Source organism: Streptomyces sp. NPDC098789, assembly GCF_044759975.1.
Lineage (GTDB): Bacteria > Actinomycetota > Actinomycetes > Streptomycetales > Streptomycetaceae > Streptomyces.
On record NZ_JBIWAJ010000015.1, the window covers coordinates 192,519 to 208,133 of the forward strand.

Sequence of the window (15,615 nt, forward strand, 5' to 3'; positions counted from 1 at the left end):
ACGTCAGCGCTGACTGGTGGCGGGGCGGGCTGAGGTCAGCGCGGGCGCGTGGCGGAGCCGGAGGAGGCGTCGAGCCGGGCCGGCCGGGCCGTGATCAGTACGGCGGCGAGCAGGGCCGCGAGCAGGGTGGCACCGCAGGCCCACCACAGGCCGGTCGTGTAGCCGCGCAGCAGCTCGTCACGGATGCTCGGGGGCGCCATCGACACGCTGGCGCGCGCCCCTTGGATCCGGCTCGTGATCAGGGCGCTGAGCATGGCGGCGCCGATCGCCAGTCCCACTTGCTGGGCCGCGCTGATGACCGCCGAGGCCCCGCCGGAGTGCTGCTCGGCGGCCTCGGTCGCCACGGCGAAGACCGCCGTGACGAACAGGCCGGAGCCGAGGCCCACGAGCAGGATGCCGGGCAGGACCGTCGACACGTAGGTGCTGTCGTACGCGAGAGTGGCCAGCAGCGCCAGCCCCGCGGCCGTGACGACCAGGCCCGCGACGGTCACGACGCGCGCTGGCGCGCGCCGTAGCAGCCGGGGGGCGATCAGGGTGGCGGCGATGACGTTCGCGCCGACCAGGGGCAGCAGGTCCAGCCCGGCTGCGAGCGGGGCGGAGCCCTGTACGGCTTGCAGGTAGAAGGTCAGGGCCACGAAGAGGGTGAAGAGGCCGATGCCGGCCAGGGCCATGGCGAGGAAGGCGCCGATGCGGTTGCGGTCCGCGGGGAAGAGCGGGTTCGCCGCCCTGCTCTGCCACCACATGAAGGCCACGAGCAGGAGGACGCCCCCGACGAGCAGGATCAGGACGAGGGGAGTGAGGGTCCATCCGCTGGGCTGGTTGCCCAGCAGACCGTAGGACAGCGCGGCGAAGGCGGCCGAGCCCAGGATGATGCCGAGCGGGTCCGGACGCGCTGCGGTGCTCCCCCGGCGGTCGTGCACCAGGGAGAGGACACCGATCAGGACGATCACGGAGAGGAGGACGCCGGAGAAGAAGCACCAGCGCCAGGTGAGGCTTTCGACGAGCCAGCCGTTCACGCACAGCCCGAGTACCGAACCGCTGCCGACGATCGAGCCGTACACGCCGAGGGCCCTGCCGCGCTCCTTCGGGTCGGTGAAGCCGTTGGTGACCAAGGCCAGCGCGGAAGCCGTCAACAGCGCACCGAAGACGCCCTGGAGGGCGCGGGCCCAGACCAGCGCGTCGACGTCGCCGGCCGCGCCGCCGAGTGCGCAGGCCACCGCGAAGCCGACCACCCCGACGACCAGGGTCCGTTTGCGACCCAAGAGGTCCGCGAGGTGTCCGCCGATCAGCAACAGGCCACCGAAGGCCAGGGCGTAGGCGTTGCCCAGGCCGTTCATCTCCCTGGCGGCCAGGTGCAGGTCGACCTGGATGGCCGGGAGCAGGAATCCGAAGCCCGCGACCTGGATCAGCACCATCAGCTGGGCCAGGGCGACGACGGCCAGGCCCCACCACCGCCGCGGGTGCGGGGGCTCGGAGGTCCGGGGGGAGTCCTGGGGGGTCGCGGACCAGGCGCCGGGGAACGGGCCGGGCGGCGGGCCGAAGCCCTGCCCGGGGATCAGCGGCGAAGGGGGCGTCGGGGCGTACGCGGGCGGCGGGGGCAGCTGACGGGCCTGCTCCGGTGTGCCCACGGACGGGACGCGGGGGTCCGGCCGCGCGGCGACCGACTCGGCGGGGTCTTCGGCACGGGCTCCTGCGGGGGCGCCGGCGGGGGCTCCCGCGGGGGCGAAGTCCAGGAGTTCGGCGGCGTGCCGGCCCAGTTGGGCCAGGACCGCGCCGGGCAGCCACTCCCCCTCCTGCTCGGCGGCCGTGCGCTCGGCCACCTCCTCGGGGGTGGGCCGCTGGGTCGGGTCCTTGTGCAGGCATGCGCGGACCAGCTCGACGAGCGAGTCCGGTACACCGGTCAGGTCCGCCTCCTCCTCCGCGATCCGGAAGAGGTGGGCGTTCAGCCCGGTGTCGGTCGCGCCGAAGAGCAGCCGACCGGTGGCCGCGTAGACGAGGACGGCGCCCAGGCAGAAGACGTCGCTGGCGGGGGTGAGTTCGAGTCCGCGGACCTGCTCCGGCGACATGAAGCCGGGCGATCCGATCAGCATGCCGGTGTGCGTGTGCAGGCTGTCCCCGGCCAGGCTGTCCATGGCCCGCGCGATGCCGAAGTCGATGACGCGCGGGGCGTCGACGGTGACGAGGACGTTGGAGGGCTTGAGGTCCCGGTGGATCAGCCCGACCTCGTGCACGGCGCGCAGGGCGAGCGCGAGGCGGTTGGCGAGGGTGTGGACCGAGCGCTCCGGCAGCGGGCCGTAGTCCTTGGCGACCACGGTCTGCAGATCGGGGCCCGGGATGTACTGGGTGGCCACCCAGGGGATCGCGGCCTCGGGGTCGGCGTCGAGTACGTCCGCGGTCCAACTGCCGCCCACCCGGCGCGCGGCGGCGACCTCGCGCGCGAAGCGCCTGCGGAATTCGGGGTGCCCGGCGAACTCGGCCTGCACCACCTTCACGGCCACGGTGCGTCCGCCCTCGGAGCGGCCCAGATAGACCAGGCCCATGCCGCCCGCGCCCAGCCGGGCGATCAGTCGGTAGGGCCCTATGCGGGTCGGGTCTTCGGCGATCAGCTGGTCCACGGGAAGAAAGATAGTCCAACTCTCCAACGGGACAAGGTGCGTCAGCCGATTGCCCGCTGCCGATACCCCGCCGCGAGAGCTCCTGCCCCCGGCCCCGGGCGTTCTACGATCGCGCCATGGCCAGTGCACTGATCCTCATCGACCTGATGCCCCGCATCATCGCCCTCCCCCTCGCGCCGCACTCCGGCGAGGACGTGCTCGCGCGCTGTCGCGCCTTGGCCGAGGGGTTCCGGGCGGCCGGACGGCCCGTGGTGCTGGTGCGGGTCGACCGCCCCGGCGTGACCGAGCAGCCGCCGGGCAGCGGATTCGCCGACGCCCTCGTGCAGGAGGGGGACGTCGTGGTGGTCAAGCGCACCGTCGGCGCGTTCTACGGAACCGCGCTGGACGAGCGGCTGCGTGGGCTCGGCGTGGACACCCTGGTGATGGCCGGGCTCGTCACGACGATGGGGGTCGAATCCACCGCCCGGGCCGCCTCCGACCACGGCTACGAGCTGGAGTTCGTGGCCGACGCGATGTCCGGACTGGCGGCGGACGAGCACGAGTTCGCCGTGCGGCGGACCTTCCCGCGCTTCGGCGAGGTGCGGAGCACCGCCGACTACAGCTGACCCGACGGCCCGCCGCCCCCGAACGGCCGACCGCCCCGCCCGGAGGTACGAGCGGGGCCGAGCGGGGTGTCAGCGGACGGCGTCGCCGATGTGGTGGATGCGGACGAGGTTGGTCGAGCCGGCGACGCCCGGGGGCGAGCCGGCGGTGATCACGACCACGTCGCCGGGCACGCAGCGGCCGATCCGCAGCAGCTCCTCGTCGACCTGGGCGACCATCGCGTCCGTGGAGTCGACGTGCGGCCCGAGGAAGGTCTCCACGCCCCAGGTGAGGTTGAGCTGGGAGCGGGTCGCCTGGTCCGGGGTGAAGGCCAGCAGCGGGATGGGCGAGCGGTAGCGGGAGAGCCGGCGCACGGTGTCGCCGCTCTGGGTGAAGGCGACGAGGTACTTCGCCCCGAGGAAGTCGCCCATCTCCGCGGCGGCCCGGGCGACGGCCCCGCCCTGGGTGCGGGGCTTGTTCCGGTCGGTGAGCGGGGGCAGGCCCTTGGCGAGGATGTCCTCCTCGGCGGCCTCGACGATGCGGGCCATGGTGCGGACCGTCTCGATGGGGTACTTCCCGACGCTGGTCTCGCCCGAGAGCATGACGGCGTCGGTGCCGTCGATGACGGCGTTGGCGACGTCGGAGGCCTCCGCGCGCGTGGGCCGGGAGTTGTCGATCATCGAGTCGAGCATCTGGGTCGCGACGATGACCGGCTTGGCGTTGCGCTTGGCGAGCTTCACCGCGCGCTTCTGGACGATCGGGACCTGTTCCAGCGGCATTTCGACGCCGAGGTCGCCGCGGGCGACCATGATGCCGTCGAAGGCGGCGACGATGTCGTCGATGTTCTCGACGGCCTGCGGCTTCTCGATCTTGGCGATGACGGGGAGGCGTCGTCCCTCCTCGTCCATGATGCGGTGGACGTCCTCGATGTCGCGGCCGCTGCGGACGAACGAGAGCGCGATGACGTCGGCGCCGATGCGCAGGGCCCAGCGGAGGTCTTCGATGTCCTTCTCGGACAGGGCCGGGACGGACACCGCGACGCCGGGGAGGTTCAGCCCCTTGTGATCGGAGACCATTCCGCCCTCGACGACGAGGGTGCGCACGCGCGGGCCGTCGACCCCGGTGACTTCGAGGGTGACGCGGCCGTCGTCGACGAGGATGCGCTCGCCGGTGGTGACGTCGTGGGAGAGGCCCTTGTACGTGGTGCCGCAGGTGTGGCGGTCGCCCTCGTGGTCCTCGACGGTGATCGTGAACTCGTCGCCGCGTTCAAGGAGTACGGGTCCTTCACGGAAGCGGCCGAGGCGAATCTTCGGACCTTGAAGGTCGGCGAGGATTCCGACGCTGCGGCCGGTTTCGTCGGAAGCCTTGCGCACCCGGTGGTAACGCTCCTCGTGCTCGGCGTAGGTGCCGTGGCTGAGGTTGAAGCGGGCGATGTCCATTCCGGCTTCGACCAGGGCTTTGATCTGGTCGTATGAGTCGGTGGCGGGGCCCAGGGTACATACGATTTTCGCTCGGCGCATGGGCTGAGCGTATGCCCCTACCGGGGAGTAGAGAATTGGTTCCGGGTGTCCACTCAACAACCAGTGGGCAAAAGCTTGTTGACAATTATTGAATGTGCACGGGGGTGCTCTGATGAGCACCCCCGCGACAACCCCCGCACCACCCGCGCATCACCCGCGCAACCGCGGGCGCACGGTTCTCAGAGCCGCGGCGCGGTCATCGTGAAGCGGGCGTTCACCTGGGCGTAGACGGTCTGCCGCTGGGGTTCGAGATCGAGGGCCGGCGCGTGCTCCTCGGGGGCCCCGCCGTAGGCCATGGAGCGCATGGCGCCGCCGGGCGCCGCCATCAGCCGCGGCCCGGCGTCCTCGGCGCCGAGGTCCGCGAGTTCGACGAGGGCGGCGAGGCCCGCACCGAGGGCCTCGGCGTATTCGCGGGCGCGCTTGACCGCTTCGAGCACGGCCTGGCGCCGCGCCCGGCCGTGGGCGGGCGAGTCGGGCCGCAGGGCCCACCAGGGTCCGTCCACACGGGTGAGGTCGAGGTCGGCGAGGCGGGTGGTGAGTTCGCCCAATGCGGTGAAGTCGGAGAGTTCGGCGGTGATCAGGACCCGGCCGTGGTAGGCGCGGACGCGTTCGCCGCGGCCCTGGCGGGTGAGTTCGGGAGTGATCGAGAAGGCGCCGGTTTCGAGCTTCTCCACTTCGTCGCCGTAGCTCTTGACCAGGTCGAGGACCGCGTTGTTGCGCCGGGTGAGGTCTTCGAGGGCGCCCCGGCGGTCCACGCCGCGCGCGCTGACCGTGATGCCGATGCGGGCGATCTCGGGGTCCACCTCGATGCGGGCCTCGCCGCGGACGGCGACCCGCGGGACGTCGGGGGTTCCGTACGGCAGCGGGGTTCCCTGCGCCGGCGGGCTTCCGTAGGACTGGGGCGTTGCGTCGTCGTCGCTCATGGTTTCACTCTCGCACTGTCGCCCGTTCGGGGCTGGTCATCGGATCGAAACCTGGCAGGGGTGTTGCCGACGACGTCGACGGGTCAGAATCTACGCGCGTTATCTACGCGCGTTGTTCACGCCTTACAAGGCACGCCTCACAAGGGGAGATGGCATGGCGTTCGACCGAAGGACGTTCCTGGGGACCACGGCCGCGACGGGAGCCGCGGTGGCGTTGACGGGGACCGCGGTCACCCCGGCGGCCGCCGCGCAGCAGCCCCGGCCGCCGCGCACCTACGCGTTCACCGTGATGGGGACGACCGACCTGCACGGCAACGTCTTCAACTGGGACTACTTCACGGACAAGGAGTTCGACGACAAGGCGCACAACGACGTCGGTCTGGCGAAGATCTCCACCCTGGTGAACCAGATCCGCAAGGAGAAGGGCCGGCAGAACACCCTGTTGATCGATGCCGGTGACACGATCCAGGGCACCCAGCTGTCCTATTACTACGCCAAGGTGGACCCGATCACCGCGCGCCGCGGTCCGGTGCACCCGATGGCACAGGCGATGAACGCGATCGGCTACGACGCGGCGGCGCTGGGCAACCACGAGTTCAATTACGGGATTCCGGTGCTGCGCAAGTTCGAGGAGCAGTGCGACTTCCCGCTGCTCGGGGCGAACGCGCTGGACGCGAAGACGCTGCGCCCGGCGTTCCCGCCGTACAGCATGCACCGCATCTGTACGCCGCACGGTCCGGACGTGAAGGTGGCGGTGCTGGGTCTGACCAACCCGGGGATAGCCATCTGGGACAAGGCGAACGTGCAGGGGAAGATGACCTTCCCGGGTCTGGAGGAGCAGGCGGCGAAGTACGTGCCGCGGCTGCGTTCGCTGGGCGCCGACGTCGTGATCGTCTCGGCGCACTCGGGTTCGAGCGGTACGTCGAGCTACGGCGACCAGCTGCCCCACATCGAGAACGCGGCCGGCCTGGTGGCCGAGCAGGTGCCGGGGATCGACGCGATCCTGGTGGGCCACGCGCACACGGAGATCCCGGAGTACCGGGTGAAGAACAAGGCGACCGGCAAGGACGTGGTGCTGTCCGAGCCGCTCAAGTGGGGCCAGCGCCTGACCCTGTTCGACTTCGAGCTGACCTGGGCGAAGGGCCGCTGGTCGGTGGCGAAGGTCGCGGCGCGGGTGCTGAACTCCAACACCGCGGTGGAGGACCCGAAAATCGTCCGCCTGCTGTCGGACGAGCACCGCAAGGTGGTCTCGTACGTCAACCAGGTCATCGGCACCTCGCTCCAGGCGATGTCCTCGGCGGAGGGTCCGTTCAAGGACGTGGCGATCATCGACCTGATCAGCCACGTGCAGGCGGAAACGGTGAAGACGGCGCTGACGGGCACGGAGTGGGCGGCGCTGCCGATCCTCTCGCAGGCCTCGTGCTTCTCGCGGACGGCGGCGATCCCGGCCGGCCAGGTGACGATCAAGGACGCGGCCGGCCTGTACCCCTTCGAGAACACGCTGGAGGCACGGCTGCTGACCGGCGCGCAGCTGAAGGACTACCTGGAGTTCTCGGCGAGGTACTACGCGCGGACGGCGCCGGGCGACCCGGTGGACCTCACGAAGCTGACCAACGCGGAGAGCATCCCGGACTACAACTACGACGCGGTGTACGGCGTGACGTACGACATCGACATCGCGCAGCCCGCCGGGTCCCGGATCACCGGACTGTCCTTCCAGGGCAAGCCCGTCGATCCGGCGGCGCAGTTCGTGCTGGCGGTCAACAACTACCGGGCCTCGGGCGGCGGCAACTTCCCGCACGTGCCGAAGTCCAAGCAGCTGTGGGCCAACTCGGAGGAGATCCGCAACACCATCATCCAGTGGGTGAAGGCCAAGGGCACCGTCGACCCCGCGCAGTTCGCGAAGGTGGACTGGCGCCTGACGCGGGCCGGCGTGCCGGTCTTCTAGCCGACCGGAGAACGGGCGCCCGGGCGGGCGGCGGGGGTGGTGGTGCGCAGTGGGTGCCCAGTGCCACCCCCGCCCCCGCCCCCGCTCAGGGGTGCTCGACGAGCGGCAGCAGTTCGCCGGGGACCTGCGGCCGGGCGGCCTCGCGCCGTTCGAGGCCGAAGGAGGTGAAGGCGGTGCGGGCCGGCTGGGGATAGGGGTCCTTGCCGGTGAGGGTGTTGAGGATGGTGGCGCTGCGCCACGCGGCGAGCCCGAGGTCGGGGGCGCCGACGCCGTGGGTGTGCCGTTCGCCGTTCTGCACGAAGACGGTCCCGGTGACGGTGGGGTCGAGCTTCATCCGGAAGCGGTCGTCGATGCGCGGGCGGCCGGAGGAGTCCTTGCGCATGTACGGGTCGAGGCCGGCCAGGATCCTGCCGATCGGACGTTCGCGGTAGCCGGTGGCGAGGACGACGGCGTCGGTGGTGAGCCGGGAGCGGGTGCCCTGCTGGGCGTGTTCGAGGTGGAGCTCGACCTTGGTGGTCGCGACCCGGCCCGCGGTGCGGACGCTGACGCCGGGGGTGAGGACGACGTCGGGCCAGCCGCCGTCCAGGGTGCGCCGGTAGAGCTCGTCGTGGATGGCGGCGATGGTGTCGGCGTCGATGCCCTTGTGGAGCTGCCACTGCGCGGGCAGCAGCTTGTCGCGGACGGGCTCGGGCAGGTCGTGGAAGTAGCGGGTGTAGTCGGGGGTGAAGTGTTCCAGGCCCAGCTTGGAGTACTCCATGGGCGCGAAGGACGGGGTGCGGGCGAGCCAGGTGAGGCGTTCGCGGCCGGCGGGGCGGGCGCGCAGCAGGTCGAGGAAGACCTCGGCGCCGGACTGGCCGGAGCCGATGACGGTGACGTGTTCGGCGCCGAGGATCCGCTGCCGGTTGTCGAGGTACTCGGAGGAGTGCACGACGGGGACGGTCGGCGCTTCGGCGAGCGGGCGCAGCGGGTCGGGCACGTAGGGGGCGCTGCCGATGCCGAGGGCGAGGTTGCGGGTGTAGGTGCGGCCGAGGGCCTCGGCTTCGCCGTCGGCGTCGAGCTGGGTGAAGTCGACCTCGAAGAGGGCGCGTTCGGGGTTCCAGCGGACGGCGTCGACCTGGTGGCCGAAGTGCAGGCCGGGGAGCTGGCCGGCGACCCAGCGGCAGTAGGCGTCGTACTCGGAGCGCTGGATGTGGAAGCGCTCGGCGAAGTAGAAGGGGAAGAGGCGTTCCTTGTGCTTGAGGTAGTTCAGGAACGTCCAGGGGCTGGCGGGGTCGGCGAGGGTGACGAGGTCCGCGAGGAAGGGGACCTGGAGGGTCGCGCCGTCGATGAGGAGGCCGGGGTGCCAGCTGAAGTCGCTGCGCTGGTCGTAGAAGGCGGTGGCGAGGCCGCCGGCGAACTCGTGTTGTTGGAGGCCGTGGGCGAGCGCGGCGAGGGAGAGGTTGAAGGGGCCGATGCCGATTCCGACGAGGTCATGGGGTGCTTCGAGTGGCGCGGTCATCGGTGGGTGCTGCCTTCCAGGAGGGTCAGGAGGGTGGCGAGGTCCCCTGTGGTGGTGTGGGGGTTGAGCAGGGTGGCCTTGAGCCAGAGGCGGCCGTCGGCGGTGGCCCGGCCGAGGACGGCGCGGCCGCCCTGGAGCAGGGTGCGGCGGGTGGCGGCGAGGGCGGCGTCGTCGGTGGGGACGGGGCGGAACAGGACGGTGCTGATGGTGGGGGGTGCGTGGAGCTCGAAGCCGGGGTGGGCGTCGATGAGGCGGGCGAGCTGCTGTGCGGCGGCGCAGGTCCCGTCGATCAGCCGGGCGAGGCCGTCGCGGCCGAGCGCGCGGAGGGTGACGGCGATCTTGAGGACGTCGGGGCGGCGGGTGGTGCGCAGGGAGCGGCCGAGCAGGTCGGGCAGGCCGGCCTCGGTGTCGTCGGTGGCGTTGAGGTAGTCGGCCTGGTGGGCGAGGGGGGCGAGCAGGGCGCTGTCGGGGACGGCGAGGAGCCCGGCGGCGACCGGCTGCCAGCCGAGTTTGTGCAGGTCGAGGGTGATGGACCGGGCCCGGTCGAGACCGCTCAGGAGGTGCCGGTGACGGGGGCTGAGGGCGAGGGTGCCGCCGTAGGCGGCGTCGACGTGGAGGTCGGCGCCGTGCCGTGCGCAGAGGTCGGCGAGGGCGTCGAGGGGGTCGATGAGCCCGGCGTCGGTGGTGCCCGCGGTGGCGGTGACCAGGAGGGGGCCGGGGCCGGGGCCGTGGCCGCCGCGCCGGGCCAGGGTGAGGGCGGCGTCGAGGTCGGCGGGGTGCAGGGTGCCGGTGGGGGTGGGGATCTCGATGGCCGCGGGGAGGCCGAGGAGCCAGGCGGCGCGCGGGACGGAGTGGTGGGCGTTGGCGCCGTGCAGGACCGTCAGGGGGCCGGCGGCGCGGTGGCGTTCGCGGGCCAGCAGCAGGGCGAGCTGGTTGGCCTCGGTGCCGCCGGTGGTGACGAGGGCGTCGGGGTGCGGGGCGCCCGGGTGCGGGGTGCCGTACAGCTCGGCGGCGAGGGCGCGGGTGACGAGCGCTTCGATCGCGGAGGCGGCGGGGGCCTGGTCCCAGGAGTCCAGCGAGGGGTTCAGCGCGCTGGCGGCGAGGTCGGCCGCGACGGCGACGGCGAGCGGCGGCCCGTGCAGGTGGGCCGCGCACAGCGGGTCGGCCGGGTCGGCGGCGCCCGCCGCGAGGACGTGGACGAGGGTGCGCAGCGCTTCGTGGTCCCCGTGCCCGTGCGCGGGCAGTACGTCGCCCAGTGCGGCGCGGACCCGTGCGGTGACGGCGTCGGGGCCGCCGGCGGGGAGGGGGCCGCCGCGGGCGGCGGCGCCGGTGGCGAGGGCGCCGAGGACGGTGTCGAGGAGGGGCCGCAGCGCCTCGGCGGCCCCGCTGCCGCCCGCGAGCGGGGGCAGCGGGGGCGGGGTGCCGTGCGGTGGAGTCGTGCGGATCGTCACGCGGGTCCTCACGGGAGCTGGGCGGGGCGCGGGGCGCGGCCCCGCCGGCCCCCCGCCCAGCACAACGATCCGACCCTAATGGGGTAACCGCCGGGGTTTGTCCCGTGGTTGATTTTCAGCCGTTGCGCACCCGCAGGGCGCGCGCGATGTCGTCGAGCTGGTCGATGAGCTTGCGCCGGAGCAGCGGGATGGGCTCGCCCCGCTCCAGGCACTCCTGGCCTGCGTCGAGGTTGTCCTGGTCGATGGCGTGGACGGGGAAGGCGTAGCGGCCGACGGCAGCGGCGATGGCGGGGCCCCGGCGGGCGGTGAGGTCGAGGGCATCGGGGTAGAACCGCGGCACGTAGGCGCGCAGGAGTTCGGCCTGTTCGGGCTGCCAGAAGCCCTGGGCGGTGGCGGAGAACAGGTAGTTGGACAGCGTGTCGTCGTGGAACATCCGCACCCAGGCGGCTTCCTTGGTGTCCGCGTCGGGGAGGGCGGCCCGGCAGCGGGCGGCGCCCTCCTCGCCGGTGGCGCTGGGGTCGGCGGCGAGGGCGGCGTCGATGGCCCGCTCGTCGACGGCGCCGAGCGCGGCGAGCCGGGCGAGGATCCGCCAGCGCAGTTCGGGGTCGAGCTCGGGACCGCCGGGGACGGTGCCGTCGGCGAGCCAGGCGGCGAGGGTGTCGGGCTGGGTGGCGCTGTCGATGAAGGTGCGGACGGCGGCGAGGCGCAGTCCCGGTTCCGCGGCGTCCTCGGTGCGCCGGATGAGGGCGCGGGTGAGGGAGGTGAGGGTGGCCAGCGCCCCGGCGCGGTCCTCGGCGGGGAGGTAGCGGTCGGCGACCTGGCCGCGGGCGAAGCCGAGGACGCTCTGGACGATGGCGAGGTCGCCCTCGTGCGGCAGGTGGGCGGCGGCCGCTCCGAGGTAGGCGGCGGGCGGGAGTTCGCCGTCGCGGACCATGTCGCGGGCGGCGTTCCAGATGATGCTGCGGGTGAGGGCGTCGGGGATGCCGGAGAGGGCGCGCAGCGCGGTGTCCCAGGAGCCGGGGTCGAGGCGGACCTTGGCGTAGCTGAGGTCGCCGTCGTTGAGGAGGAGGAGCGCGGGGCGGGGGCCGACGCCGGAGATGACCTCGCTGGTGGGCAGGTCGAGGTCGAGCAGGAGGCGCTGTTCGAGGCGGCCGTCCTCGCCGGGCACGTCGTCGTAGGCGCCGACGGCGATGTGGTGGGGGCGGCTGCCGCGGCGCTCGACGGTGAGGGTCCACCCGTCGGCGTCGTCCTCGATGTGCGGGGTGAGGGTGTCGATGCCGGTGGTGCGCAGCCAGGTCTCGGCCCAGGCGTGGACGTCGCGCTCGGTGTGGGCGGCGAGGGAGTCCACGAAGTCGGCGAGGGAGGCGTTGGCGAACCTGTGCCGCTGGAAGTGGGTGTTGATGCCGGCGAGGAAGTCCTTCTCGCCGAGCCAGGCGACGAGTTGGCGCAGCGCGGAGGCGCCCTTGGCGTAGGAGATCCCGTCGAAGTTGAGCAGCGCGGAGGCGGTGTCGGGGACGGCCTCGGGGTCGGGGGCGACGGGGTGGGTGGAGGGCCACTGGTCGGCGTCGTAGCCCCAGGCCTTGCGGGCGAGGCCGAAGTCGGTCCAGGCGCCGGTGAAGCGGGTGGCCTCGGTGAGGATCTGGTAGCCCATGTACTCGGCGAAGGACTCGTTCAGCCAGATGTCGTCCCACCAGCGCAGGGTGACGAGGTCACCGAACCACATGTGGGCCATCTCGTGGGCGATGACCACGGCGCGCCACTGGCGTTCGGTGTCGGTGACGGCGGAGCGGTAGATGTACTCGTCACGGAAGGTGACCAGGCCCGGGTTCTCCATGGCGCCCGCGTTGAACTCGGGGACGAACGCCTGGTCGTAGGAGTCGAAGGGGTAGGGCTCGGTGAACTTCTCGTGGTAGCGGTCGTAGCAGTCCTTGGTGATGCCGAGGATCTCCTCGGCGTCGGCGTCCAGGTACGGGGCGAGGGAGCGGCGGCAGTGCACGGCGAAGGGCAGCCCGGCGTGCTCGGTGCGGATCGTGTGCCAGGGGCCGGCGGCGACCGCCGCGAGGTAGGTGGAGATGAGGGGGGTGGGCGCGGACCGCCAGATCCCGGCGCCGTCCGCCTCGCGCTGACCGGTGCGCTCGGTGATCCCGTTGGCGATGACGCTCCAGTGGGCGGGTGCGGTGACGGTGAATTCGAAGACGGCCTTGAGGTCGGGCTGGTCGAAGGCGGGCAGCACGCGCTGCACGTCGTCCAGGAACATCTGGCTGTAGACGTACGTCTCCCCGTCCGCGGGGTCGGTGAAGCGGTGGAGTCCTTCGCCGGTGCGGGAGTACCGCATCGACGCCTCGACGCGCAGCTCGTGCGGGCCCTCGGCGAGCCCGGTGAGCGGGAGCCGGTCGCCGGTCAGTGCGGCGGGGTCGAGCGGGGTGCCGTCGAGCACGGCGGAGCGCAGTTCCTCCGGCTTCAGCTCCACGAAGGTGTCACCGGCGGCTTTGGCGCTGAACCGGATGACGGTGGTGGAGTCGAAGGTGTCCTCGCCCCGGGTGAGGTCGAGGGCGACGGCGTAGTGGTGCACGTCGAGGAGGGCGGCTCGGGTCTGCGCTTCGTTGCGCGTCAGTGCGGACATGCCCCCATGCTGCCAAAGGGGTGGCGCGAACCGAAGGGCCGGCGGCCCGGGCCCGCGGGGAGAACGCTTCGGCGCCCACGCGTCGGGGTCTTGGCGTGCTTAGACGTCGGGGTCTTGGCGTGCCTGGGCGTCGGGGTCTTGGCGCGCCTACGCGTCGGGGTCTTCGGCCGCGGCGATCGTCTCGTGGTGGCGGATCACCTCGGCGATGATGAAGTTGAGGAGCTTCTCGGCGAAGGCCGGGTCGAGCTTGGCGTTCTCGGCGAGCTGGCGGAGCCGGGCGATCTGGCTGGCCTCGCGGTTCGGGTCGGCCGGGGGCAGTTGGTGCTTGGCCTTGAGGTGGCCGACCTGCTGGGTGCACTTGAAGCGCTCGGCGAGCATGTGCACGACGGCCGCGTCGATGTTGTCGATGCTGTCCCGCAGCCGGGCCAGTTCCTCGCGGACGTTCTCGTCGATGTCGCTGTTCGTCATGGTTCCCGAGCTTACGGGGCTGGTGGGGCGGGGTCTTCGGCCGCTCGGCCAGTGAGACGGCTGACGAAGGGCAGGATCGCGGTGACGATCCAGCCGCCTTCGGGGGCGCGGCCGGCGCTGAGGGTGCCGCCCATCGCTTCGGCGCGTTCGGTCATGCCGGCGAGGCCGTAGCCGCCGCCGCGGGCCTGTTCGGAGAGCTTGGCGGGGCGTCCGCCGTCGTCGGCGACGCGGACTTCGAGGCCGGTGCCGACGGTGCGCAGGCCGATGCGGACGGCGGTGGCGGTGGCCGCGTGCTTGCCGATGTTGGTCAGGGCTTCCAGGACGATGCGGTGGGCGGCGGCGGCGACGTCGCCGGGGAGGGTGTCGGCGAGGCCCTGTTCGACGTAGAGGACGACGGGCGGCCCGGTGACGGAGAAGCGGGTGGTGAGCTCGCGGATGTCGTCGAGGCCGGCGATGGGGGAGGTGCCGGGTCCCGCGTCGTCCTCGCGCAGGACCTTGACCAGGCGGCGCATGGAGCCGAGCGCTTCGCCCCCGGCGGTCTCGATGCGGCCGAAGATCTCGTTGGCGCGCTCGGCGGAGACGTGCGTGAAGCGGGCGGCGCGGGCCTCGACGACGATGCCGGTGACGTGGTGGGCGACGAGGTCGTGGAGTTCGCGGGCGAGTTCGAGGCGTTCGGCGGTGCGGACGGCGCGCACCTCGCGGCGGCGCTGGACGCCCTGGAGGCGCAGCAGCAGCGAGTAGGCGGTGACGACGACGGTGAGGACGGAGAAGAGCAGGGTGAAGCGCCCGGGGTCGGAGTCCCGGACGGGGACGGCCATGCAGCCCAGGCCCAGGACCGGGCCGAGGACGGCCGCGGTGCGGGCGGGCGTGCGCAGGAGCACGCCGCTGAGCAGCACGAGGAGGGCGATGGCCTCCCCCGCGCCCCAGACCACGATGGGGTGGTTGACGAAGATCAGGAAGGCGGTGGCGGACCAGGTGACGGCGGCGGCGAACCAGGCGCGGGCGACCAGCCCGAGGCCCGGCCAGGGCGCGGCGCTGAGGCAGACCAGGACGCCGGAGACCAGGATGACGGCGTGCGGGACGGTGGGCTGCCGGGCCAGCACGGCCCCCTCGAAGCTGACGAGGGCGAGGAGCAGCACGATGAGGGAGACCCGGATCCGATCGGCGCCGTGCGGATGCCGCCGCGACCAGCTGGCCAGCGGACTCACCCGCGGCCTGCGCGCGAGGCCGTGGCGGTAGCGGGCTCCGGTGGTGCGGGGGTCACGTCGAGCTCGCCGCCAGGCCGCTCTCCCAGGCCCAGGCGGCGATCTCGACGCGGTTGCGGGCGTCGAGTTTGGCCTGGACGTTCGCCAGGTGGGTCTTCACGGTGGAGAGGGACACGTACAGCTCGGCGGCGATCTCGGCGTTGGTCATGCCGCGGGCGAGGCACCGTACGACGTCCACCTCCCGCTCGGTGAGCGGTTCGGCGGGGCGCCGGGCGGCCACGGCCGCGGGGGCGCGGGTGGCCATCTCGCGCAGCAGCCGCACGGTGATGGCCGGGGAGACGAGCGAGTCGCCCACGGCCGCGGCGCGGACCGCTTCAACCAGCATGGCCGGACTCGCGTCCTTGAGGAGGAAGCCCGAGGCGCCGCCCTGGAGCGCCGCGTGGACGTACTCGTCGAGGTCGAAGGTGGTGACGATGACGATGCGCGGTTTGTCCCGTCCGCCGAGGCGCCGGGTGACTTCGAGGCCGTCCAGGCGGGGCATGCGGATGTCGAGGAGGAGGACGTCGGGCCGGTGCTGCTCGACCGCGACGAGGGCGGCCTCGCCGTCGACGACGTCGGCGAGCACCTCGATGTCGGGCTGGCTCTCCAGGATCATCCGGAATCCGGTTCTGACCATTTCCTGGTCGTCCGCAATGACCACGCTGATCGCCATGCGTTGCCTGCCCCACTGTCGCCCGTCGCCGTTGGACCCTTCCCATGGGACCGGGGCGCGGGTCGGACCG

Annotated in this window: 11 protein-coding genes; 2 read left to right on the forward strand and 9 right to left on the reverse strand. The window is 72.5% G+C overall.

Translation table 11 applies throughout. The annotated features are described in order from the left end of the window. Window positions 1-35: 35 nt before the first annotated feature. Window positions 36-2,615: an MDR family MFS transporter gene (locus tag ACIQWR_RS27960; RefSeq protein ID WP_404014902.1), complete on the reverse strand. Its 2,580-nt coding sequence runs from the start codon at window positions 2,613-2,615 to the stop codon at window positions 36-38. 116 nt (window positions 2,616-2,731) lie between these two features. On the opposite strand from ACIQWR_RS27960, the gene ACIQWR_RS27965 reads away from it, so the two are divergent. Continuing rightward, complete coding sequence (locus ACIQWR_RS27965; protein ID WP_399259235.1) at window positions 2,732-3,220, forward strand: isochorismatase family protein; 489 nt, start codon at window positions 2,732-2,734, stop codon at window positions 3,218-3,220. A gap of 69 nt (window positions 3,221-3,289) precedes the next feature. Here ACIQWR_RS27965 and pyk read toward each other — a convergent pair whose 3' ends face one another. Next, on the reverse strand, window positions 3,290-4,717 hold the full coding sequence (gene pyk, locus ACIQWR_RS27970; RefSeq protein WP_404014904.1) for a pyruvate kinase: 1,428 nt from the start codon (window positions 4,715-4,717) through the stop codon (window positions 3,290-3,292). A 179-nt stretch (window positions 4,718-4,896) separates the two neighbouring features. Continuing rightward, window positions 4,897-5,640 carry an SIMPL domain-containing protein gene (locus ACIQWR_RS27975; RefSeq protein WP_399259237.1) on the reverse strand — a complete coding sequence of 248 codons (744 nt, stop codon included), beginning with the start codon at window positions 5,638-5,640 and terminating at the stop codon, window positions 4,897-4,899. Between the two features lie 154 nt (window positions 5,641-5,794). On the opposite strand from ACIQWR_RS27975, the gene ACIQWR_RS27980 reads away from it, so the two are divergent. Then, the gene (locus ACIQWR_RS27980; protein WP_404014907.1) at window positions 5,795-7,588 is read left to right on the forward strand and encodes a bifunctional metallophosphatase/5'-nucleotidase; all 1,794 of its coding nucleotides are present in this window, start codon (window positions 5,795-5,797) and stop codon (window positions 7,586-7,588) included. Between the two features lie 85 nt (window positions 7,589-7,673). Here the strand turns inward: ACIQWR_RS27980 and ACIQWR_RS27985 are convergent, their stop codons facing one another. The 6 genes from ACIQWR_RS27985 to ACIQWR_RS28010 form a co-directional block, all read right to left on the reverse strand. Continuing rightward, window positions 7,674-9,086, reverse strand: coding sequence for a lysine N(6)-hydroxylase/L-ornithine N(5)-oxygenase family protein (locus tag ACIQWR_RS27985; RefSeq protein ID WP_404014910.1), 1,413 nt, complete (start codon window positions 9,084-9,086; stop codon window positions 7,674-7,676). Next, entirely contained in the window at window positions 9,083-10,537 is a 1,455-nt protein-coding gene (locus ACIQWR_RS27990) for a pyridoxal phosphate-dependent decarboxylase family protein (protein WP_404014912.1), read from the reverse strand. The genes ACIQWR_RS27985 and ACIQWR_RS27990 overlap by 4 nt, the downstream gene beginning before the upstream one ends. A 115-nt stretch (window positions 10,538-10,652) precedes the next feature. Beyond that, window positions 10,653-13,160, reverse strand: coding sequence for an aminopeptidase N (pepN, locus tag ACIQWR_RS27995; protein WP_404014915.1), 2,508 nt, complete (start codon window positions 13,158-13,160; stop codon window positions 10,653-10,655). A 147-nt stretch (window positions 13,161-13,307) separates the two neighbouring features. Then, window positions 13,308-13,628: a chorismate mutase gene (locus tag ACIQWR_RS28000; protein ID WP_399259242.1), complete on the reverse strand. Its 321-nt coding sequence runs from the start codon at window positions 13,626-13,628 to the stop codon at window positions 13,308-13,310. Between the two features lie 11 nt (window positions 13,629-13,639). After that, complete coding sequence (locus ACIQWR_RS28005) at window positions 13,640-14,836, reverse strand: sensor histidine kinase (RefSeq protein WP_404014918.1); 1,197 nt, start codon at window positions 14,834-14,836, stop codon at window positions 13,640-13,642. Between the two features lie 52 nt (window positions 14,837-14,888). Continuing rightward, the gene (locus tag ACIQWR_RS28010; RefSeq protein ID WP_404014921.1) at window positions 14,889-15,545 is read right to left on the reverse strand and encodes a response regulator; all 657 of its coding nucleotides are present in this window, start codon (window positions 15,543-15,545) and stop codon (window positions 14,889-14,891) included. Between the last annotated feature and the right edge of the window lie 70 nt (window positions 15,546-15,615).

What these genes read in the sequence shown, in the direction of transcription:
- ACIQWR_RS27965 (WP_399259235.1), top strand. Translation starts at nt 2,732, where the DNA reads ATGGCCAGTGCACTGATCCTCATCGACCTGATGCCCCGCATCATCGCC.
- pyk (WP_404014904.1), bottom strand. Translation starts at nt 4,717, where the DNA reads ATGCGCCGAGCGAAAATCGTATGTACCCTGGGCCCCGCCACCGACTCA.
- ACIQWR_RS27975 (WP_399259237.1), bottom strand. Translation starts at nt 5,640, where the DNA reads ATGAGCGACGACGACGCAACGCCCCAGTCCTACGGAAGCCCGCCGGCG.
- ACIQWR_RS27980 (WP_404014907.1), top strand. Translation starts at nt 5,795, where the DNA reads ATGGCGTTCGACCGAAGGACGTTCCTGGGGACCACGGCCGCGACGGGA.
- ACIQWR_RS27985 (WP_404014910.1), bottom strand. Translation starts at nt 9,086, where the DNA reads ATGACCGCGCCACTCGAAGCACCCCATGACCTCGTCGGAATCGGCATC.
- pepN (WP_404014915.1), bottom strand. Translation starts at nt 13,160, where the DNA reads ATGTCCGCACTGACGCGCAACGAAGCGCAGACCCGAGCCGCCCTCCTC.
- ACIQWR_RS28000 (WP_399259242.1), bottom strand. Translation starts at nt 13,628, where the DNA reads ATGACGAACAGCGACATCGACGAGAACGTCCGCGAGGAACTGGCCCGG.
- ACIQWR_RS28010 (WP_404014921.1), bottom strand. Translation starts at nt 15,545, where the DNA reads ATGGCGATCAGCGTGGTCATTGCGGACGACCAGGAAATGGTCAGAACC.